Below are 20,280 nucleotides of genomic sequence, written 5' to 3'. Positions count from 1 at the left end.
CTGTCGAGCCTCAGCGGCGGGAGCGGCCCCCGCGGCATCCGCGGACGGACCTCCGCCAGTACTCGAGCGTATCAGCCAGCGTCTGTTCCAGGGGGATCTCCGGCACCCAACCTGTGGCTTGCCGCAGTGCGGTCGCATCGCCGCGAAGCATGGGGATATCCGCTGGCCGCAGGCGGGATGGGTCCTGGCGAACCTCGATCGAGATCGAAGATAGCGAAAGGAGACGCTCCAGGACGTCACGGAGGCGCCAGGATCTACCTCCAGCGATGTTGAAGACCTGGCCCGCAAGTCCGGGCGTGGCCACCATTTCGTAGGCCCGCACCACATCGCGCACGTCGAGCAAATCCCGCTCGACGTCGAGGTTGCCCACCAGGAGGACCGGTGGAGCAAGCCCAGCCTCCGCCTCGGCGATCTGGCGAGCGAAGCTCGCAATGGCGAAGCGGTCGCTCTGTTCCGGGCCGATATGGCTGAACGGCCGCACGCGAACCACCGGCATCCCGTAGCTCAGGTGATACTGCAACCCGAGCATGTCCTGCGCGACCTTGCTCACGGCGTACGGGCTGAGGGGGCGGAAGGGCTGGGCTTCGGTCACCGGCAGCTCGTCAGGGTGAACCAGGCCGTAGACGTCCGACGAGCTCACGATCAACACTGTCGGCATCGGGTCGAGCAGCCTGGCAGCCTCCAAGAGGTTGATCTGCCCCACAGCGTTGTTCACCAGTGTGCCTGCTGGGTCGGCGAAAGATCGGGGCACATAGCTCGCCGCAGCCAGGTGAAAGATGACGTCGGGACGCCAGTGGGACAGCGTCCGGCGCGTGAGCTCTGCATTGAGCAAGTCACAGACCAGATGGTGATGCAGTTCGGACCCTGGGGTATGTGGGCGCGCCGAGAGCCCGATGACCTCCCAGGTACCGGACTCCGTCAACCTTCGGGCCAGGTGCCGGCCGGCGAAGCCAGAGGCCCCGGTTATCAGAGCGCGTTTCACCCCATCGACCTCCGGTCAGCGCCAGTCTCCCGTTCTCACGCCCGGGTCTGCGCCAACCCCGCTTCGTAGCGCAGGAGCTCGGCTTTGTCAACCCGCTCCCACGGGAGATCGAGATCGGGTCGCCCGAAATGACCATAGGCTGCCACCTGGCGGTAGATCGGGCGTAGCAGGTCGAGTTCGTGGATGATGGCCGCGGGGCGGAGGTCGAAGTGGCGATTCACGAGCTCCAGGATGCGCTCCTCCTCGACGTGAGCCGTACCGAAGGTCTCGATGTGGATCGCTAGGGGACGGGCCACGCCGATGGCGTACGAGATCTGGAGCTCGAAGCGATCGGCAAGACCGGCCGCCACCACGTTCTTGGCGACGTAGCGCGCGGCATAGGCGCCGGAGCGGTCGACCTTGGTCGGATCCTTGCCGGAGAAGGCCCCGCCGCCGTGGCGAGCCATGCCCCCGTAGGTATCCACCATGATCTTGCGTCCGGTCATGCCGGCGTCGGCCATCGGACCACCGACTGCGAAGCTTCCGCTCGGGTTGATCAGGATACGCGTGTTGCTATCGAGCAACCCGCCAGGGATGACCTCCCGGACAACGACTTCCAGCAAGTCCTCGCGCAGGCGATCCGGGTCGACGTCAGGGTCGTGCTGGGCCGAGAGCACGACGGTATCGACACGGGCCGGCACGCCGCGCCGGTATTCGACCGTGACCTGGCTCTTACCGTCCGGTCGGAGGTACGGAAGGATCCCAGCCTTGCGCGCCTGCGCCAGTCGCCGCGTCAAGCCGTGCGCCAGTGCGATCGGCATCGGCATCAGCTCCGGCGTCTCGGTGCAGGCAAAGCCGATCATCATGCCCTGGTCGCCAGCGCCGATGCGGTCGAATGCGTCGGTAGCGAGACCGCTCCGCACTTCGAGCGCTTGGTCGACCCCGCTCGCGATCTCGTGCGCTTGCTCCTTAATGGAGGTAATCACCCCCATCGTGTGGCCGTCCAGGCCGTACGCCGAATCGGTGTAGCCGGCCTCGAGCACCACGCGCCGGGCAATCTGTGGGATGTCGACCCATGCCGAGGTCGTGATCTCGCCGATCACGATCATGAGCCCGGTCGTCGTCGCCGTCTCACATGCGACGCGGCCGTCCGGATCCTCAGCCAGGATGGCATCGAGCACGGCATCCGAGACCTGGTCGCACAGCTTGTCCGGATGCCCTTCGGTCACCGACTCGGAGGTGAAGAAGGTCTGCGCTGCGCGCATCATGCTCGTCGTCACGGTCGTCCTCTCACTCCGGCGCGTGCCTCGACCGGGTCCTAGCCGGCGGGCGGATCACTCGCCCCCAGTGCTCCGCTGCCCCGCGCCACTCAGGTTCCATGTTGCCACGACCGCAGGTAGGTCTCCTGCTCCTCGGTCAACTCATCGATCGCGATGCCCATGCTCGCCAGCTTCAGTCGAGCGACCTCCCGATCGATCTCTTCCGGCACCGGATAGACTGTGGCCTCCAGCTTGCGGTGGTTCGCTACGAGGTAAGCGCATGCCAGCGCCTGGTTCGCGAAGCTCATGTCCATCACGCTCGCCGGATGGCCCTCAGCCGCTGCGAGGTTCACCAGCCGCCCATCGGCCAGCACCACGATCGCGCGATCTGGAGCGAGCCGGTACTCCTCGACCAGGGGCCGGAGCTGGCGGCGCCCACCGGCCGCCAGTTCGGCCAGCGCCTCGAGGTTGATCTCGACGTTGAAGTGGCCAGCATTGCACAGGATGGCGCCGTCCTTCATGAGCGGGAAATGCTCTCGATCGATGACGTGCAGGTTGCCGGTCGCCGTGATGAACAGATCGCCCAGCGGGGCAGCCTCGCGCATGCTCATCACGAGGTACCCGTCCATGAGCGCCTCCAGCGCGCGGATCGGGTTCACCTCAGTGACGATGACGCGTGCGCCCATCCCGCGCGCCCGCATCGCGATCCCGCGCCCGCACCAGCCGTACCCGGCCACGACGACCGTCTTCCCCGCAAGCAGAATGTTCGTCGCCCGCAGGATTGCGTCGATCGTGCTCTGGCCCGTCCCGTAGCGGTTGTCGAAAAGATGCTTGGTGTCGGCGTCGTTGACCGCGATCACCGGAAAAGCGAGGACGTCGTCCTGGGCCATCGCGCGGAGCCTGATCACGCCGGTGGTGGTCTCCTCTGTCGAGCCCAGCACCTGCTCGAGTAACTCCCGCCGGTCGCGGTGAAGGGTGCTGACCACATCGGCGCCATCGTCGATCACGATGTGCGGCCGGTGATCGAGCGCCTGGTGGATGTGCCGGTAGTACGTGTCGTGGTCTTCTCCCTTGACTGCGTATACCGAGAAGCCGTCTGCCACCAGCGCGGCCGCCACATCGTCCTGCGTCGAGAGCGGATTACTAGCACAGATGGCCGTCTCAGCGCCTCCCGCGCGAAGGGTATAGGCCAGATTCGCCGTCTCGGTCGTCACGTGGACGCAGGCCACGATGCGCACCCCCTCGAGGGGGCGCTCGCCCTGGAAGCGCTCCCGGATCAGCCGCAGGACAGGCATCTCACGCGCCGCCCAGGCGATGCGCTGACGTCCCAGCTCCGCCAGGCCGATGTCACGGATGTCGTAGCGTGCCTCCGCCGTCCCTGTCATCACCTTCCCTCCACGGCCATGAACTCGCCGCACCCGGCTCAGCGCGGCAGTATCCCGGCACCCTGCACAGCGCCCAGCCTGCCGCCCTCCCGTCGCGCCAGCTCGCCGAGCAACGCGTCGATATGCTCCTTGACCGGTGAGGCGACGACTCCGACGTCGGTAATGATCGCAGTGACGAGTTCGGCCGGAGTGACATCGAAGGCCGGGTTGAGCACAACCGTACCCTCCGGCGCGACGCGTTCCTGCCCAACCAGCAGCACCTCTTCAGCGTTCCGCTCCTCGATGCGGATCGACGCGCCGTCGGGCGTACCGGGATCGAATGTGCTGAGCGGCGCGGCCACATAGAAGGGGACGCCGAAGTGCCGTGCCGCCACCGCCAGGCCCAGCGTGCCGATCTTGTTGGCCACGTCGCCATTGGCCGCGATCCGGTCGGCTCCGACGATCACCGCGTCGACCAGCCCCCGGGCGATAAGGCTCGCGGCCGCCGCGTCGACGACCAGCCGGAACGGGACACCGGCGCGGAGCAGTTCCCACGCCGTCAATCGAGCGCCCTGGAGACGTGGCCGGCTCTCGTCGACGTAGACCAGCGCGAGCTTACCGAGCTCATGAGCCCTCCGGACGACGCCAAGCGCCGTGCCGTAGGCACCGGTTGCCAGCGCGCCGGTATTGCAGTGCGTGAGCACCCGCGCACCGTCAGGCAGGAGCGCGGCGCCGTAGTCCCCGATGGCTCGGTCACTTTCCCGCTGCTCCTCGAGGAGCACGTCGACCAGCCGGCTCAAACGAACCACAGCCTCCTCGGCACTCGGGGCCGAGCGAGCGGTCTCCCGCGCGCGATCGAGTGCCCAGAAGAGATTGACCGCTGTGGGTCGAGTCCGGGCGAGCGTGGCACAGGCCTGCTCTAGCGCCGCTTCGAGCTCTCGACCAGATCGCACCGCTTCCTTCGCCGCCAGTGCCATCCCGGCCGCGGCCGCCAGCCCGATGGCCGGTGCCCCCCGAACCTTCATCTCGCTGATCGCGCCAGCCACTTCGTCGACGGTGGCGCAACGCACCCAGCACTCTTCGTGGGGCAACCGTGTCTGGTCGAGAAGAACCAGCGCCTCGCCATCCCACTTAATCGACTCGAACCACTCTGTCATGCCCCCGCTCTTCACGCAAAAATAGCTTCTCCCCCGAGAGAAGCCGTATACTGCGGCTCCCTCTCATCTCCCGACGGGTCGCGGCGCGGCTCCTCTGGCAAGACCCACGCCTCGCTCGAAGCGTCTCACGAGCGCCGTCGGCGGAATTGGCACCGTGCAGGCTGGCTGCCGGTTGCCGGGCTTCCTCGGGCCGTTCCCTCCACCACTCTGGATAAGAGGAGCCCTATTCGCTTTTGCGCGAATATACCATACCGTTTGGCCGGGGACAATCAGCGTGGTGCTCCCGCCTGCAAAGCATGGAGCGCAGCCAGAACTAGATCACGCGGCACCTCACGCGTGACCACGACCTCGCCTGGCTTGACTGGTAGGATCCAAGTGAGCTCTCCACGCACCGCCTTCTTATCGTAGGCCAGGCGCTCGAAGACCAGATCGGCGTTCCCCTCGAAGTGCCTGGGCAAGCACAGCCGATCGAGCAGCTGGTTTTGGCGCTCCGACAGCTCCTGCTCTGCCAGGCCGAGCGCAACTGCCATCCAGGCCACTGCCCGCATGCCCAGCGCCACCGCTTCGCCATGCCGGTAACGGTATTCAGCGGCCTCAATGGCGTGCCCGAGGGTGTGGCCATAGTTCAGGATCCGCCGCAGTCCAGCCTCCCGCTCGTCGGCCTGCACGACCGCCGCCTTGATCTCGATGTTCCGCCGGATCACCTGCGTGAGCCAGGCTGGATCCAGCGTATCCCGCTCTAACGGCGCCGCCTCGAGCAGGGGCAGCAAGACGCCCGGATACTGCCGGGTCGCGGTCACCTCGATCATCGCGTGTTTCACGACCTCGGCCCAGCCGGAGCGCAGCTCGGCCGCGGGGAGGGTGTCGAGCACCCGCGGGTCGGCCACGACCAGGTGGGGCTGGTAGAAGGTGCCGATCAAGTTCTTCCCGCGCGGGTGGTTGACGGCCGTCTTCCCGCCGACGCTCGCGTCGACCATGGCCAGCAGGCTGGTCGGCACCTGCACCAGCCCGACGCCCCGGAGGATCAGCGAGGCCACCAGCCCACCGAGGTCACCCACCACGCCGCCACCGACCGCGACGACAATATCCCCCCGATCGATCCGGTGCTCGAGCAGCCAGCCCAGTAGCCGCTCGACCTCAGCGAGCGACTTGCTCTCTTCGCCCGGAGGCACGGTCGCTGACCGCACCTGGAAGCCAGCCTCGGACAGCGCCTGGCTCACCTCCTTGCCCCAGTGTTGCCACACCGCTGCGTCGCCGATGACGAAGGCGGTACGCGCCATCGGCCAGCGCGAGCGGGCCAAACGTCCCAGTTCGGCGAGGAGGCCCGGCGCGACGAACACATCCGACCGGCCCGTCGCTCCACCGATCGAAGCGACCGGTACGAGCCCCCGTTGCGCGTGCGCCCGCACGCCCGCCTCCACCTCGCGGGCGATCTCCTCGAGCGACTTCCCGTCCGTCTGCACCGTGAGGTCCGCCCGGGCATAGAGCGTGGCGCGTTCCGACCAGAGCGTCTCGATGCGTCTTTCCGGATCATCACCGCGAAGCAGTGGCCTCACCGAACGGGGATCGTGCCCCCATTGCCGGCGCAACCGCTCGACGATCGTGTCCGGGCTGGCCTGGAAGTGGACGATGACGCTGGCCGGGCGCATCGCGACCCAGTTCGCCTCGTCAAGAACCACCCCGCCGCCGGTGGCCACGACCACGCGCTCCCGAGCGCATGCCGAGAGGAGTGCCTGTCGCTCGGCGGCACGGAACACCGGCTCGCCGTAACGCTCGAAGATCTCCGGGATCGAGCAACCGAAGCGTGCTTCCACCTGCGCGTCGGTGTCGACCGGATCGAAGCCCAGTCGCTCCGCCACCAGCGGAGCCAGGCTGGTCTTGCCGGTCCCGCTCAACCCGATCAGGATAACGCGACGTGGTACCGTGTCGATCACTGGTCGTCTCTCGCTTCGCGTGCGCGGGTAACCCCTCGCATACGCTACGACCAGCATTCTACTGGCCAGATCCACGCTGTGAACACCGGATCGTTCTCGGCTGGCATGTGCTATGATGCGCTGGGTACAGTGGGGAGACCGATTGACGAGCGGAGGGGAGCGAATGCGGCCCAAAGTCACCATCATCGGTGCCGGGATGGTCGGCTCGACGACGGCGCAGTATCTGGCCCAGCGCAACATCGCCGACATCGTCCTGGTCGATATCGTCGAGAACTTGCCGCAAGGGAAGGCTCTCGATCTGCTGGAGGCGGGGCCCGTCCTCGGATACGACTGCGCGGTCGTGGGCGCGAACGACTACGACGCCACCGCGAACTCGGACGTGATCGTCATTACCTCCGGCTCACCGCGCAAGCCAGGGATGAGCCGCGACGATCTCCTCCGCGTGAACATGAACATCGTGAAGAGCGTCACCGAGCAGGCAGCCCCTCGCTCGCCCGACGCGGTCATCGTCGTGGTGACGAACCCGCTCGACGCCATGTGCCATGTCGCCCTCGAGACCTCCGGCTTCCCCGCATCGCGCGTCGTCGGCCAGGCCGGCGTGCTCGATTCGGCCCGGTTCCGGACGTTCATCGCCATGGAACTCGACGTCTCCCCTCGCGACGTCACCGCGTTCGTGCTCGGTGGGCACGGCGACACGATGGTGCCGCTGCCGCGCTACTCGACCATGGCCGGCATCCCGATCACGCACCTCCTGTCCAAGGAGCGCATCGACGCAATCGTCGAGCGGACACGTGACGGGGGCGGGGAGATCGTGCGCCTGCTGGGGACGAGCGCTTACTACGCGCCGGCCGCCTCGGTTGCGGAGATGGTCGAGGCGATTTTGCTCGACCAGAACCGGATCTTGCCCTGCAGCGCCTACCTGCAAGGCCAGTACGGCATCGACGGCCTGTATGTCGGAGTGCCGGTCAAGCTCGGTGCCGGTGGCATTAAGCAGGTCATCGAGATCGAGCTCACCGACGAGGAGCGAGCCGCCTTGCACCGCTCGGCGGGCGCGGTGCGCGAGCTCGTGGAGGCGATGAGACAGCTTTAGCCGGAGATCGACATGACGACCTCCCGAGGCCCGTCATCCGCGCGAGTTCGAACCGATCGCCTCTGGGAAGACGTCGAGTCGCTCTTGAGCGTCGACGAGGCACGCGAGCGAGTCCTAGCGGCAGTGGGCCCGTTGCCGGCAGTCCGCGTGCCGTTACTCGATGCGCTGGGACTGGTGCTGGCACAGCCGGTCGTCGCGGGGCATGATGTCCCACCCTTCACCAACTCCGCCATGGACGGCTATGCGGTGCGAGCGTCCGACACGGCCGGCGCGAGCTACGATCACCCAGTGGCCCTAACGGTCGTGTGCGAGGTACCCGCAGGCTCGCGCTGTGCCGTCTCAATCGGCCCTCGGCAGGCGGCGCGCATCATGACCGGGGCTGTGCTGCCCGAGGGCGCAGACGCGGTCGTCCGTTTCGAAGAGACGGATGAGTGGGAACCTGGCACCGTTTCCGGGCACAGACGCGGGCGGGCTGAGATCCGGGTCTTCCGCCCAGCCAAGCCCGGGGAGAACGTTCGGCTCGCCGGTGAGGACGTCGCAGCCGGGCAGGAGGTCCTGCCGGCCGGAACCGTGCTGCGACCGGCCTGCATCGGCGTGCTCGCATCGCTCAACCAGCGGTGGGTGACGGTTCACCGGAGACCGCGGGTTGCCATTCTTGCCACTGGCAACGAGGTCATCGACCTGGGACCGGAGCTCCTGCCCGGCCAGATCCGCAACAGTAACAACTACACGCTGGCGGCCCTGGTGAAACAGTGCGGCGGCGAGCCGATCTTGCTCGGCGTCGTGCGCGACGACCCGGATGAGATCCGATCGAGGCTCCGGAGCGCGCGCGGCGCCGATCTGATCCTGACGTCAGGCGGGGTCTCGATCGGGGACTATGACCTCGTCAAGCATGTCCTGCAGGCCGAGGGACGGGTCGAGCTGTGGCAGGTTCGCATCAAGCCAGGCAAACCTATGGCCTTCGGGTGGATCGGCGGAGTCCCGATGCTCGGACTACCGGGGAACCCGGTAGCGGCCTACGTGGCCTTCCTGCAGTTCGGCCGGCCAGCGATCCTGAAAATGCTCGGCTACGAGGACTGGGCGCTCCCCACCGTGCGCGCGAGGCTACTGGCACCGTGCGAGAACCGCGGGCAACGACGCCACTTTGTCCGGGTACGCTTGGAGCGCCAAGGGGACGAGTACGTTGCGCGGCCGGTCGGCGAGCAGGGCTCCGGCATCCTCAGCTCCGTAGCCCAGGCCAACGGGCTAGCCGTTATCCCGGAGCAGTGGAACGAGGCACCAGCAGGCGCCATCGTCGACGTCCAGCTTCTCGATCCCTGGTGCGTACCGTGAAGACACTGCCCCTCAGCGCAACAGCACCACCAGGATGCCGGCGAGCATCACTGCCGCACCCACGAGCGCGTTGGTCGTCGGTGTCTCACCGAGGATGAGCCAGGCGAGCACGATGGCACCGGTGACCTCCTGGGTGAACAGGACGTTGGCGACCGCCGCGTTCAACCGGCGCACGCTAGCGTTGTACAGCGTGTGGCCGATCGCGTTCGGGACCAGGCCGAGCGCCAGCAGGGAGAGCACGACCTGCAGGGAGTAGCGAGAGCTCGCGGCTCCCGCGTCGCTGGCAGACCAGGCCGCCAGAGCCGCGAGTGGCGCCGTCCACAGCGCGGCCATCGCGTAGACGCCCACGGCATAACCGAAGAGCGGCACGCGCTGCCGCTGTTGCCGGCCCACCATCGAATACAGCGCGAACGTGATGGCCGAGAGCACGGCAAACCCATCGCCGAGCAGAACCCGCGGGTCGAACCGCGGCTCGAACCCGGCCAGGATCCCCGCGCCAGCGATCACGACTCCGATCCCGGCGAGCTGTGCCCGGCGTAACGGCTCTCGAAGGACGACGGCCGAGAGAATCGCGATGAAGATGGTCGACATGTAGATCAGCGGCAGAACGTGGGCGACCGGCGCGTAGCGGAGTCCCAGGTTATAGGTGATGAAGTGGGCCGAGAGGATAGCTCCGTAGAGCGCGAAGCGCCGCAGGCCGACAGCGCGGACAGCCGGCCAGGCTCCCGTCAGCCACACGGCTGGAGCCAGCACCGCCGACGCCACGACCAGTCGCCAGAACGCGATCTCGTAGGGGCTGACCTGTCCAGCCAATCGAATGAAGACCGCGCTGGTCGACACGCTCAGTACGGCCACCAGCGCGAGCACCACTCCGGCCAGGCTGATGCGCTCTGGCGCAACTGGCCGGATCACCGATGCGGTCCCGCCATCCGTCATCGTGGCGCCTGTCCCCCTCGCGCTCGACTCCATCACGTAGACTACCATCCCATCGCGTCTCCGTACCGCAAACAGGCGAGGCGCCCGAGACGTCGTGCTACAATGCGTAGCTCGTTCGGGTCTGACCTGGTAGCGGGCCGTGGCATGGATCGCTGGATGGGGTGGCTGTGGTAGATGTCAACGTCAGCAGCTTCTGGCGACGGCCGCCAGCGGTCGATCATCTCGTGATCGGCATCGAGATCGGCGGGCATGGCCAGCGTGTCGTCGTGGCCGATGGCAGCGGGCGCATCCGCGGGCAGGCCCAGGCGTTCGACGGCAAGGCCGATGCGCTCACCGTCGTCCTCACGGTGCACCACCTCGCCGAACAGGCATGTGAACAGGCCGGCGTGCCGCTCGGTCGAATCGAAACAGCGGGGATCGCCTTCGGTGGACCGGTCGATCCCCATCGTGGTTTGACGCTGCTCTCTCACCGGGCACCTGGCTTTGAACAGTTCCCGCTCGTCGCCCTCATCGAAGAGCGGCTCGGGCTGTCTGCGGTGCTCGATAACGATGCAAGGACAGCGGCGCTCGGCGAAGCGGCGTTCGGGGCCGGCCGCGGCTGCCAGAACCTGGTGTATGTGCATCTCGCTACGGGGGTGGGCGGGGGCATCATCGTCGACGGCCGGCTCCTCTACGGCGCCAGTAGCACCGCGGGAGAGATCGGGCACATGGTCGTCTCGACCGGCGGCCCGCTTTGTTCCTGTGGCAAGCCCGGGCACCTCGAGGCCTTCGCCGCCGCTCCGGCAATTCAGGCCCGCCTGCGTGAGCGGCTCGCCGAGTCCCCCGATGATCCGGCTCGGGTGCCGCTCGGCCGCCGACAGCCGACCCTGAGACAGATCTTCCAGGCGGCCGCGTTCAGCTCAGTCGCTGACCAGATCGTTCGGGAGACAGTGCAGACACTCGGCCTGGCGATCGCGAACCTGATCACCGTGCTGAACCCCGAGGCGGTCATTTTAGGCGGCCCGGTAGCCGAGGTCGGCCCACTGCTCATGGAGCCGTTGCAGGCTCGCGTGCGGCAATATGCCTACCCGGCCTCGCTCCGAAGCGTCCGGCTCACCACAGCGGAGCTCGGCGGCGATGCCATCATCCTGGGAGCGGTCGCGCTAGCGCTCGCCTACAGCGGTCGCGTCTGAGCGCGGCGTTGCGGTTCGTCCCAGCCCACCGTCACTTCACGTGCAGCCTGCGATCTCTCCCCACGTGAGGCGGACGAGAACAGAGCGTGATCGTTTCGATTGCCGTCGGGATGGCAAAAACGGTAGACTTACTCCCCGGCATTGCGGGAGGAGGGTCTGGATGAGCACCGAACTGCGTTTGAGCGAGCAACACCGTGCCGTGCTCCTTGCTCTGCTGCGTGAAGCGAAGCGTCCGCTGACGACAGAGGAACTGGCGGCGGCCCTGAGGGAGGCAGCTCAGCAGCGAGCCGGATAGACGGCTCTCCAGTACCAGCACGCGCGGTGTCGCGATGACGATACGCGCCGTGAAGATCGCGAAGGAGACGAGAGAGCATGCAGACCATCGAGCCCAGGCTGGAGATCGAATTCAACGGCAGCCCAGAAGAGCGCGAGCTCGCGGCCCGGGTCTTCGCGATCATGCGGACGGCCGGACGCTTCTTCGCGCTGACGGCTCCGATCCGCATGCCGCTACAGGCTCTGGCCGAACACCTGGCCCGACTCGACCAGCAGCGGGATGCAGAAGGCTGGGCCGCCGCGCTGAAGCTGGCTGTCGAGGCGAACGACGCGGTCTTCAGCCTGGAAGAGCGCGATGGGGTCCTGTATGTCGCCACCACCCGCGAGGGGAGGCCACCGCGGCCAGTCGAAGAGGTCGACGCGGCGCACATGTTGCCCCGGCGTTTCCAGGAGCCACCGACTGTCGCACCGCCTGTTGCGCGCCGGCGGCCGGTAGCAGTCGCTCGTCCCGCTGCCGATGAGGAACTCGCTGCCGAGGCGGTTGCCTCGGCAGCGCCTGAGCCAGCGGAAGCTGCCGCAGCACCAGTTGAGATCATCCCAGCTCCGTCGGAGATCCAGGTCGTCGATCTGTCCCAGATCGGTGACGACGTGCTGCAGGCACTGGTCGCTGCTGAACTCGCGACCATGCCGGAGGTTGCCGGCTTCGCCGACCGCTGGATGCTGGATGAAGACGTCCCGCGGCTGAGCCGAGGAAACCTCCGGCGTCTGCGCGAGTACATCCTGGAGCGCGGGCAACCTTTGCCGGACACGGAGCTGGTCGAGGTCGTGCTCGGAGTCCGACGCTCGGCTCCTGACTACGAGGTCCAGCGATTCGCGCTCAATGTCCGCCTCTCACAGGAGGAGGACTTCGAATTCGTCGGCGTTCCAGGCAACTATCTCTGGTCCACCAAGGGACTGCCAGCGATCGGTACCACGAAGCGCCGTGCGGCCGATATCGGCCAGGACTACCGCTTCCTCATCGAGGAAGCCCTGGCGGCGATCCCCTTGAGCGAGCAGGTCGCAGATCACGTCTTGACCTTCTACGAGCACTACCTCGGCGTCTTGCCGTACAACGCGATTCTGGCGAGCGTGCTTCCGCCTCAGGTGCTGGCCGATCAGCGTGTCGCGGTGCTGACGTTCGAGTCGCCACAAACGTACGAGACGTTCCTCGTCGAGCTGCGCTACCCGTCCGGCAACCGGGGCGGCTATCTCGCCGGTTTCGACGCCTTCTTCCGCGATAGCCTGGTGCCGGGCGCGCTAATTACGATCGAGCGGACAGACACGCCTGGTCACTACACTATCGACTATCTGCGCGTGTCGGGCCAGGAGCGCCGGCTGCTCGATCTGGACGAGAAGAACCGCCGGTACATCTTCCGCCCGACGACCTACTACTGCGCGGTACAGGAGAATATGCTCCTCACTGAGAATCGCTTCCCCCGCTTCGCCGGGCAGGAGCCGCTCGACGACCGGACCCGTCGCTACCCGGACCTGGTCCTCGCCGCCACGTTCGAGCGCGTCGGCGAGCAGATCGGCACATCGGACGCGCCGCGATACATGGCGCTCCTCGACGATCTGGTCGCTGCAGCGAACGTCGAGCGACCGATGACGCCAGAGCTGATCCGGCAGATCGCCGAATCGCCCGACTACCCGCAGTTCAGCATCGACCCAGACGCCGAGGATGTGCTGTACTATGCCCCATCGCCGTGAGCACAACTGGCTCAACACCAGCCTAGACAGGCCGGCTTCACCGGAAGAGCAGCGAGCGCTCGGCGAGCTCTTCCAGCGCTTCAACAGCTCGCCGCGGCCCGCGGCGAGCGACGTGGCGCAGCTCTCTGACCTCAGCCGCGCGCTGGTGCCAGCGCTTCAAGATCTCTGGGCCTCTTCCCCGGTCTCGACCCGGCGGTATCTGGTGACACTGATGGAGGAGATGGCGGAGACCAATGTCGAGTTGAACTTCCGCCGCGTGCTCGAGATCGCACTCCGCGACCCCGATCCCGAAGTCCGGGCCCGGGCGGTGTCTGGTCTCTGGGAGGAAGACGATCCGCAGCTTCTCGATCGGCTGCTCGACCTCCTGCCCGCTGAGGAGGAAGAACCCGTCCGCGAGGCGATCGCCGTTCTGCTCGGCCGCTTCAGCTATCTCGCCTCGGTCGGACAGCTCGACGAGCCTCGCACGCGTCGCCTGCGCCAGGCCCTCCTCGCGCTGGCGCGCGACGACGCGGCAATCGCGGTGCGCCGCCGCGCTCTTGAAGCCATCGGCTATTTCGGAGACGACCCAGACATCGTCGAGCTGATCACAGAGGCGTACGACGCTCCGGAGCACGAGCTGAGGGTCAGCGCCATCTACGCGATGGGGAAGAGCCTAGACCGTCGCTGGCTACCGCACGTGCTGGCTGAACTCGAGAGCGAAGAGCCGGAGCTCCGCTACGAGGCCGCGCGGGCATGCGGCGAGTTCGGCGTGCCGGAAGCGGTCGACCCCCTGATCGCACTGGTTGACGACCCTGATCGAGAGGTGCAGGCCGCGGCAATCGGCGCGCTGGGTCAGATCGGTGGCCCGGTCGCGATCAACGTCCTGCGGCGGCTCGCTCGGTCGGCTGACCCGGTTGTGCGCGAGGCCGCTGAGGAGGCATTAACGCAGGCGGTTTACGAGGAGGACCCGCTTCATTCCGGACTCTGGCCGTAGACGTGAGCTCACCCACTTGTCACCGTATCGACGACGCGCGCGTTTGGGACGCGTTGATCGAGCAGCTAGGCGGACGGCTGCTGCAGGGCTGGCGCTGGGGAGAACTGAAGAGTCGGCACGGGTGGAAGCCGGTCCGGATCGCCTGGTTCGACCCGGAAGGGCATCCGGTCATCGCCGCGCAGCTTCTCTTTCGCCGGGTCGGCCCTCTGAGCCTGGGGTACGTTCCCCGGGGCCCACTCGTCGCCGTGGGAACCGCGTCCAGTGCCGACGACCGGGCCTACACTCACGTCATCGATTGGGTTGCCCGTCGTGAGCGGGCGATCTGCGTCCTCGCCGAGCCCGAGAACGAAGGCGCGTGCGTGGTACTTACGCGCGCGAGCGGCTGGCGGCGCAGCCACACGGTGATCCAGCCCCAGCGCACAGTCCGCGTGGCGATCGATGTCGACGACGAGACGCTTCTCGCGCGGATGAAGCCGAAGACCCGGTACAACATTCGGCTCGCAGAGCGGAGGGGAGTTGAAGTTCGCTTGGGCAGCCGCGCTGACCTGGCGGTGTTCTACGACCTGCTGCGCGAGACCAGTGAGCGAGATGGGTTCGGGATTCACCGGATAGAATACTTCCGCGATATTCTGGATACCTTCGGAGAAGATGCAGCGCTGATCCTGGCCGAGAAGGACAGAGAGCCGGCAGCCGGAGCTCTGGTCGTTCGCTTCGGTGCCGAGGCTGTGTACCTGTACGGCGCCTCTGCGGCACGTCACCAGCGTCACATGGCATCCTATCTGGTGCAGTTCGCAGCCATGCGCTGGGCTAGGGACCGTGGCTGCCGGTTCTATGACCTGTGGGGGATTCCGCCAACCGATGAGCCGCCCGACGATGTTCCCGATGATCAGCTCAACGTACGCCAGGGCCTGTGGGGTGTCTACCGCTTCAAAGCTGGTTTCGGCGGTGAGGTGTACTCGTACCCCGGTGTCTACGAGCGCGTCTATTCCCGGCCACTGGTGTGGCTCTGGCGCCGGCTGCGTCCGATGGAGGGCTGACTGATGCTCCCCCTGAGGTCGCTCCTGCATGCACTGGCGATCGAACGCGCGGCCGGCGACCTCGATATACCGATCACCGAGGTGTGCTACGACTCACGCCAGGCACTGCCGGGAGCGCTGTTCGTTGCCCTGCGCGGAAGCTATACCGATGGTCATCGCTACCTCGAGGATGCCCGTCGCCGGGGCGCGGTCGCCGCCCTGGTTGAAGAGTGGAGCAACGCGCTCGATGACTACCCGGCGGCGGTCCAGGTGGTCGATACCCGCGCGGCCCTCGCTCGTGTCGCTGCCGCGTTCTTCCAAAATCCATCGAACGACCTCGGCGTGATCGGTGTGACCGGAACCGATGGCAAGAGCACCACAACGTTCCTGATCGACGCCCTGCTGCGCGCGGCGGGCTATCACACCGGGCTAGTGGGCACCGTAGCTGTCAGGGTCGGTGATCGCGTGGTCGAGCACGATACGCGCCAGACCACCCCTGAATCCCTGGATCTTCAGCGGCTGCTGGCGAACATGCGACGCGAGGGTGTGCAGTGGGCCGTACTCGAGGCGACCTCTCACGGGCTCGCGATGCACCGGCTAGACTGTTGCGCGTTCGACCTCGCCGTGGTGACCAACATCACGCACGAGCACCTCGATTTCCACGGCACGATCGAAGCCTACCGGAGAGCGAAGGCGCGCTTGCTCGAGTTCGTCGCCCAGCGCGATGACCTTCGGCCCTATCCCCGCGGTGTCGTCCTCAATGCCGGCGACGAGGGCGCGCGCTCGATCGCTGCCTATGCCGGATCAGCGCCGGTGATCTGGTTCGGGGTGGACGCGACCGAGGCCGAGATCACGGCGCGGAACATCCACCCTCATAACGCTGGGACCGACTTCGAGCTAGTCACCCCAACCGGTTCGGCACTGGTCAGGCTGAAGTTGCTCGGACGGTTCAACGTGGAGAACGCGTTGGCGGCGGCAGCCGCCGGGTATCTGCTCGGCCTGACGGCGGAGCAGATCGCGGGCGGCCTGGAAAGCTTGGACCATGTACCCGGTCGTCTGCGCCGGATCGATGCCGGCCAGCCCTTCACGGTGATCGTCGACTACGCGCACACGCCTGAGGCGCTGCAACGTGTCCTCGAGCTTGTCCGGGAACTAGTTCCGGGCCGCCTGATCACCGTGTTCGGCAGCGCGGGCGAGCGTGACCGTGCCAAGCGGCCTCTGCAAGGCGCTATCGCGGCCCGCCTCGCAGACTTCTCCGTCTTCACGTCGGAGGATCCTCGTTTCGAGGATCCGGAGCGGATCATCGACGAGATCGCCGAGGGCGCGCGAGGCGCAGGTGCCATAGAGGGCCGCGACTTTCTCTGCATCGAAGACCGTTCGCAGGCGATCCGCGAGGCGCTGCGGCGGGCCACGCCGGGCGACGCCGTCCTGCTACTCGGCAAGGGCCACGAGCGATGTATTATCTACGGCTCAGAGCGTCGTCCCTGGGACGAGTCGGCCGAGGCGCTCTCGGCGCTAGCTGAACTCGGCTACCGAAACGAGGGTGAATGAAGCGAGAGCCGAACCGTAGACAACGAGGGGCGGTAGCCAGGCTACTCCTGAGCGTTTTGATGGCAACCGCGTTGCTGGCGGCCGCCTGCGGAGAGCCGGATCCGATCGCCAATCCGGAGTGGGTCGCTGGTGCAGCGCCGAAGGGTCGGATCCTCTTCGTCCAGCATGGCGATATCTATCTCTGGCAAGACGGCAAGATTCGGCGCCTACTCGAGCTTGGGAACGCAGCCTCGCCGAGCTGGTCACCCGATGGCAGCCGGTTCGCGTTCGTGCGCTTCGGAGATGCCTTCTCGGACCTCTACGTCGCCGGAGCCGACGGCCAGGGCATGCAGCAGCTCACCCAGAACGAGCCGCCCCTGCAACCGGGGACGCAAGCGTACGTCGCGAACAGCGTCTGGGCGCTCGATCCGGCATGGATGCCGGACGGCCAGCGGATCGTCTACGCGAGCGACCTTAACTCGGTCAAGAACTACCTCTGGCTCATTCCGAGTACTGGTGGGGCGCCACAACAGATACCGGCTTCAACGGTTCCGGGCGACAACGTGGAATCACCGACCGTCTCGCCGGATGGAACGCGCATCGCCTTCGCGCACCGCGCGACGTCTGACGACGGACTGCGCCGCCGCACGGACCTGTGGATACTGAACCTGACAACCGGCGAAGTGGTGCCGCTCGTGCAGGGAGGAGATGGCAGCTACGCGCCGGCCTGGTCACCCGATGGAAACTGGATCGCCTACGTTGGACGACAGGGTGAAGCGAACAACCTTTACGTGGTGCCGGCCGGCGGCGGAGAGCCAGTGCAGCTTACCACCAGCGGCGCCGTAGCCTCGCCGACCTGGTCACCGGATGGGACGATGATAGCCTTCTTGCAGCTCGATGGAGGCACGTTCGAGGCTCAGTACGTCGAGTTCACCGTGGAGCCTGGCGGCAGGCCGCGCGCTGGGGAGCCCAAGCGGCTATTCGAAGCCGAGGCGATCGACGCGCCGTCGGGACTCTCGTGGGCGCCGTAACTCCCCGCGCTCGGCTAGAGAGTGCGGACCAATGGATCAAGCTGGTCAGAGGCCTCTAACGGAAGTAGCGAGACTGGCACCCATCGAAAGGCCGCGATCCCTCGCGCTACGGTTGGCCTACTGGCTCTCGCGTAGGCGCTTCGGACGCGTGATTTCTCCCCTCAAGGTTATCTATGCCAGAAAGACAGAATTGATCCCACTGACGGCCTACATTGATTGGATGCGAGAAAAGAAGCTCGCGGTGGGTCCTGCGGTGCGCATGCTCGTGACCACGAGGGTGAGCCAGCTCAACGGCTGCGCATTTTGCCACGATCTGAACCTGGCACGAGCTGTTCAGGAACAGATTGGGTATGCGCGGTTCCTGGGTCTCGATCGCTGGCCAGAGAGCGAAGCGTTCAACGAACGAGAACGAGCGGCGCTAGCGCTGGCGGACGAGGTTACCAGAAATCATGATTTGAGCGAATCGACCTTCGAACTATGCCGTCAGCACTTCTCTGACGAGGAGGTTGTGGAACTTATCTGGTTAGTTGCCGTAGAGAACTATTTCAACATGCAGGCTCGATCCCTGAGAATTGGCTCAGACGGTTTATTTCGACGCACAGCAGAAGCTCACGGACCATAACTACACTGGAAGAACGGCCATCTAGACCTACTGTCGCAACGCCACGAGCCCTGTTGCCGTATTTGCTTGGGGTGCGTTTGGTCAGGTGGGAGTGCTTCCGGGGCGGGACACCGAGGTGGGGCTGAGATCTCAACGCGGCCATGCCCGCTCCGATGGCCGGAACCGTGTACCTCCAATCGGCCACAGGTGGAACCGGTCAGTCTTCGAGGTATGCCACAGAGCCGGAGAGGTACTGGCCAGTCTGGCCTGTCTGCGGGCCAGGTGCGACTAGGCAGACGACCAGCCGAGCGGGTGACCTGGCGAGACATGCTTGACAGCCGATGCGATGGTGAGTACACTTCTCTGTGCGGCGGAAGGAAGACCGCCGGGCAGGCGGAAGTAGCTCAGATTGGTAGAGCATCTCCTTGCCAAGGAGAAGGTCGCGGGTTCGAGTCCCGTCTTCCGCTCCGCGAGAGTCTGACGAGCGGCCTCACCCGAGGCCGTTTTTCTTTGTTCTGGTGCGCATCCGCGGTAGAATAGACGCGAGATAGCCAGGCTGGCACCGTTTCGCCCTGCTGGCACCCCGCTCTGGTAGATGGTCGCTCACACGGCCGGCGAAGCAGGAGCCAGCCAACGTTGCGCGAGCGCGATTCTGAGCGGAAATGGCGGAACGGCAGACGCGGCGGTCTTAAAAACCGCTGGGGGTAACCCCCGTGTGGGTTCGAGTCCCACTTTCCGCACCGTCGAAAAGCCAAAACCTGCCCCTCGGTCTCTTCAAGAGCCCCCGAGACGCCTCAATAGCGCCGGTACAAGACCGGTACAGTGCTGGGAGGGGGTTTGTGGGCTCGATCTACCGCCGCAAGGACGGGTTCTAGGTGGCGCCAACCCAGGTTGACAGCCCGGCTGGCCCCCATTTCACCGCCTGGTCAAGCGCTCGTGGCAATACGCCATAATAGAATTCCACCGTCCACGGACTCGGCTTCGTCCAAGGATTTCCGCGCACCACTCCTGGAAATGAAGCGGCGTGAGCTCCACCAGTCGAGTGCGCACTCCGGCAATACAGGCGCAGGAGGCGACTTCGGCCATAGCACGGTAAAGCTCCCCACGGCGTGGAGCTCGACAGCGAGTTGAGGACACCTTGCCCCGCTCGTCGATGAATAAGTATGCGCAGACGAGATAAAAGCACCAGTGTCGCGAGGACTAAATATCCAGCCGAAGGACCTCGGCAGGGACACTCCCGGATCTACATCCAGTGAACCAGCGTGTCACGGCGGATTGATCGTCCTTCTAATCGCGCAGGGCGCCAGCCTAGCGATACCGGCGCTCGCCGGACTTCTGGCACACACCTGGGGAACTGGAACGAGATGCGGCTGAAAAGACTGCGAATGCATCAGTTTGTCGCCCGTGGCTGAGGATCCATCCGGAACTACCACCCGCCCACTTGACACCCCGTCTCAGTCTCGTCCCGGACCGCCGTGGAAAGTGTCCGACAATACGGGTGAGGTATTACGCTCGGAAGTTGGGCCACACCACCCTGCCGATTACCGTGCCAAATCCGCTGCGCTAACCCTCGAGCCATACGAGCGAGCCTGGGGTCGCTCACTGCTCAAAAGGCAAGAATACCAGAACGTGTACCACGAACCGCCCGGGACCTCCTCGATCACCGCAATGCGGTCCCCGCGGTACCATGGGCAATCGTGCTTGGCGGGCTGGCAGGGGAAACGTCGCCAGCTCGTTTGCTTCCCCTCGTAGTCCTCTATGGCTGCGCTGCCCAAAGGCGCTAACCTATCAACACTTCAGGCCATACAGCGCAGTATTCTTCTCGCGTCGCCAAGAAGCGAGTAAGACCCGGGTGATATCGCCGGCTCAAGCGGCGCGCTCCCGCTTTTCCATGATGTTGGTGGA

The 20,280-nt window shown here is 66.0% G+C and carries 16 protein-coding genes, 2 tRNA genes and 1 riboswitch; of the genes, 12 read left to right on the top strand and 6 right to left on the bottom strand.

Annotated features, from left to right (window positions below; translation table 11 throughout):
• Positions 1 to 10: 10 nt before the first annotated feature.
• The 5 genes from NET02_RS12790 to aroB all read right to left on the bottom strand — a co-directional run bounded on the left by NET02_RS12790 (position 11) and on the right by aroB (position 6,675).
• A complete protein-coding gene (locus NET02_RS12790) occupies positions 11 to 982 on the bottom strand; it encodes a GDP-mannose 4,6-dehydratase (RefSeq protein ID WP_284057813.1) in 972 nt (323 codons plus the stop codon).
• Positions 983 to 1,017: 35 nt separating this feature from the next.
• Positions 1,018 to 2,226: a methionine adenosyltransferase gene (gene metK, locus NET02_RS12785; RefSeq protein ID WP_347711041.1), complete on the bottom strand. Its 1,209-nt coding sequence runs from the start codon at positions 2,224 to 2,226 to the stop codon at positions 1,018 to 1,020.
• Positions 2,227 to 2,330: 104 nt separating this feature from the next.
• Complete coding sequence (gene ahcY, locus NET02_RS12780; protein ID WP_284057811.1) at positions 2,331 to 3,605, bottom strand: adenosylhomocysteinase; 1,275 nt, start codon at positions 3,603 to 3,605, stop codon at positions 2,331 to 2,333.
• A 38-nt stretch (positions 3,606 to 3,643) separates the two neighbouring features.
• On the bottom strand, positions 3,644 to 4,741 hold the full coding sequence (gene mtnA, locus NET02_RS12775) for an S-methyl-5-thioribose-1-phosphate isomerase (protein WP_284057810.1): 1,098 nt from the start codon (positions 4,739 to 4,741) through the stop codon (positions 3,644 to 3,646).
• 122 nt (positions 4,742 to 4,863) lie between these two features.
• A riboswitch (SAM riboswitch) is annotated at positions 4,864 to 4,959 on the bottom strand.
• A 51-nt stretch (positions 4,960 to 5,010) separates the two neighbouring features.
• Positions 5,011 to 6,675, bottom strand: a complete 1,665-nt coding sequence (gene aroB / locus NET02_RS12770) for a 3-dehydroquinate synthase (RefSeq protein WP_284057809.1) — start codon at positions 6,673 to 6,675, stop codon at positions 5,011 to 5,013.
• A gap of 163 nt (positions 6,676 to 6,838) precedes the next feature.
• Between aroB and mdh the strand changes: the two genes are divergently transcribed.
• Together mdh and NET02_RS12760 are read left to right on the top strand one after the other, a co-directional pair.
• The gene (gene mdh, locus NET02_RS12765; protein ID WP_284057808.1) at positions 6,839 to 7,765 is read left to right on the top strand and encodes a malate dehydrogenase; all 927 of its coding nucleotides are present in this window, start codon (positions 6,839 to 6,841) and stop codon (positions 7,763 to 7,765) included.
• Positions 7,766 to 7,777: 12 nt separating this feature from the next.
• Positions 7,778 to 9,097: a molybdopterin molybdotransferase MoeA gene (locus NET02_RS12760; RefSeq protein ID WP_284057807.1), complete on the top strand. Its 1,320-nt coding sequence runs from the start codon at positions 7,778 to 7,780 to the stop codon at positions 9,095 to 9,097.
• A gap of 12 nt (positions 9,098 to 9,109) precedes the next feature.
• On the opposite strand, the gene NET02_RS12755 is transcribed toward NET02_RS12760, so the two are convergent.
• Entirely contained in the window at positions 9,110 to 10,081 is a 972-nt protein-coding gene (locus NET02_RS12755) for a DMT family transporter (RefSeq protein WP_284057806.1), read from the bottom strand.
• Positions 10,082 to 10,194: 113 nt separating this feature from the next.
• On the opposite strand from NET02_RS12755, the gene NET02_RS12750 reads away from it, so the two are divergent.
• The 10 genes from NET02_RS12750 (at position 10,195) to NET02_RS12705 (ending at position 19,115) form a co-directional block, all read left to right on the top strand.
• Entirely contained in the window at positions 10,195 to 11,205 is a 1,011-nt protein-coding gene (locus NET02_RS12750; protein WP_284057805.1) for an ROK family protein, read from the top strand.
• Positions 11,206 to 11,365: 160 nt separating this feature from the next.
• Positions 11,366 to 11,500: a hypothetical protein gene (locus NET02_RS12745; protein WP_284057804.1), complete on the top strand. Its 135-nt coding sequence runs from the start codon at positions 11,366 to 11,368 to the stop codon at positions 11,498 to 11,500.
• Between the two features lie 77 nt (positions 11,501 to 11,577).
• Positions 11,578 to 13,224 carry a hypothetical protein gene (locus tag NET02_RS12740; RefSeq protein WP_284057803.1) on the top strand — a complete coding sequence of 549 codons (1,647 nt, stop codon included), beginning with the start codon at positions 11,578 to 11,580 and terminating at the stop codon, positions 13,222 to 13,224.
• Positions 13,208 to 14,197: a HEAT repeat domain-containing protein gene (locus NET02_RS12735; RefSeq protein WP_284057802.1), complete on the top strand. Its 990-nt coding sequence runs from the start codon at positions 13,208 to 13,210 to the stop codon at positions 14,195 to 14,197. The genes NET02_RS12740 and NET02_RS12735 overlap by 17 nt, the downstream gene beginning before the upstream one ends.
• Before the next feature lie 2 nt (positions 14,198 to 14,199).
• The gene (locus NET02_RS12730; RefSeq protein ID WP_284057801.1) at positions 14,200 to 15,234 is read left to right on the top strand and encodes a lipid II:glycine glycyltransferase FemX; all 1,035 of its coding nucleotides are present in this window, start codon (positions 14,200 to 14,202) and stop codon (positions 15,232 to 15,234) included.
• Positions 15,235 to 15,237: 3 nt separating this feature from the next.
• On the top strand, positions 15,238 to 16,764 hold the full coding sequence (locus NET02_RS12725; RefSeq protein WP_284057800.1) for a UDP-N-acetylmuramoyl-L-alanyl-D-glutamate--2,6-diaminopimelate ligase: 1,527 nt from the start codon (positions 15,238 to 15,240) through the stop codon (positions 16,762 to 16,764).
• Positions 16,761 to 17,774 carry a TolB family protein gene (locus tag NET02_RS12720; protein WP_284057799.1) on the top strand — a complete coding sequence of 338 codons (1,014 nt, stop codon included), beginning with the start codon at positions 16,761 to 16,763 and terminating at the stop codon, positions 17,772 to 17,774. Before NET02_RS12725 ends, NET02_RS12720 begins: the two co-directional genes overlap by 4 nt.
• Before the next feature lie 148 nt (positions 17,775 to 17,922).
• Positions 17,923 to 18,396, top strand: a complete 474-nt coding sequence (locus NET02_RS12715) for a carboxymuconolactone decarboxylase family protein (protein ID WP_284057798.1) — start codon at positions 17,923 to 17,925, stop codon at positions 18,394 to 18,396.
• Positions 18,397 to 18,768: 372 nt separating this feature from the next.
• Positions 18,769 to 18,842 (top strand) — tRNA-Gly (locus tag NET02_RS12710).
• Between the two features lie 189 nt (positions 18,843 to 19,031).
• Positions 19,032 to 19,115 (top strand) — tRNA-Leu (locus tag NET02_RS12705).
• Positions 19,116 to 20,280 lie beyond the last annotated feature (1,165 nt).

This window comes from Thermalbibacter longus, from assembly GCF_023806485.1.
GTDB lineage: Bacteria > Chloroflexota > Chloroflexia > Thermomicrobiales > Thermomicrobiaceae > Thermalbibacter > Thermalbibacter longus.
The sequence above is the reverse complement of the archived record's forward strand: the minus strand, read 5'-3'. Positions and strand labels throughout refer to the sequence as shown.

What these genes read in the sequence shown, in the direction of transcription:
- NET02_RS12745 (WP_284057804.1), top strand. Translation starts at nt 11,366, where the DNA reads ATGAGCACCGAACTGCGTTTGAGCGAGCAACACCGTGCCGTGCTCCTT.
- mtnA (WP_284057810.1), bottom strand. Translation starts at nt 4,741, where the DNA reads ATGACAGAGTGGTTCGAGTCGATTAAGTGGGATGGCGAGGCGCTGGTT.
- metK (WP_347711041.1), bottom strand. Translation starts at nt 2,226, where the DNA reads ATGCGCGCAGCGCAGACCTTCTTCACCTCCGAGTCGGTGACCGAAGGG.
- NET02_RS12760 (WP_284057807.1), top strand. Translation starts at nt 7,778, where the DNA reads ATGACGACCTCCCGAGGCCCGTCATCCGCGCGAGTTCGAACCGATCGC.
- NET02_RS12720 (WP_284057799.1), top strand. Translation starts at nt 16,761, where the DNA reads ATGAAGCGAGAGCCGAACCGTAGACAACGAGGGGCGGTAGCCAGGCTA.
- NET02_RS12755 (WP_284057806.1), bottom strand. Translation starts at nt 10,081, where the DNA reads ATGGTAGTCTACGTGATGGAGTCGAGCGCGAGGGGGACAGGCGCCACG.
- NET02_RS12735 (WP_284057802.1), top strand. Translation starts at nt 13,208, where the DNA reads ATGCCCCATCGCCGTGAGCACAACTGGCTCAACACCAGCCTAGACAGG.
- ahcY (WP_284057811.1), bottom strand. Translation starts at nt 3,605, where the DNA reads ATGACAGGGACGGCGGAGGCACGCTACGACATCCGTGACATCGGCCTG.
- mdh (WP_284057808.1), top strand. Translation starts at nt 6,839, where the DNA reads ATGCGGCCCAAAGTCACCATCATCGGTGCCGGGATGGTCGGCTCGACG.
- NET02_RS12740 (WP_284057803.1), top strand. Translation starts at nt 11,578, where the DNA reads ATGCAGACCATCGAGCCCAGGCTGGAGATCGAATTCAACGGCAGCCCA.
- NET02_RS12725 (WP_284057800.1), top strand. Translation starts at nt 15,238, where the DNA reads ATGCTCCCCCTGAGGTCGCTCCTGCATGCACTGGCGATCGAACGCGCG.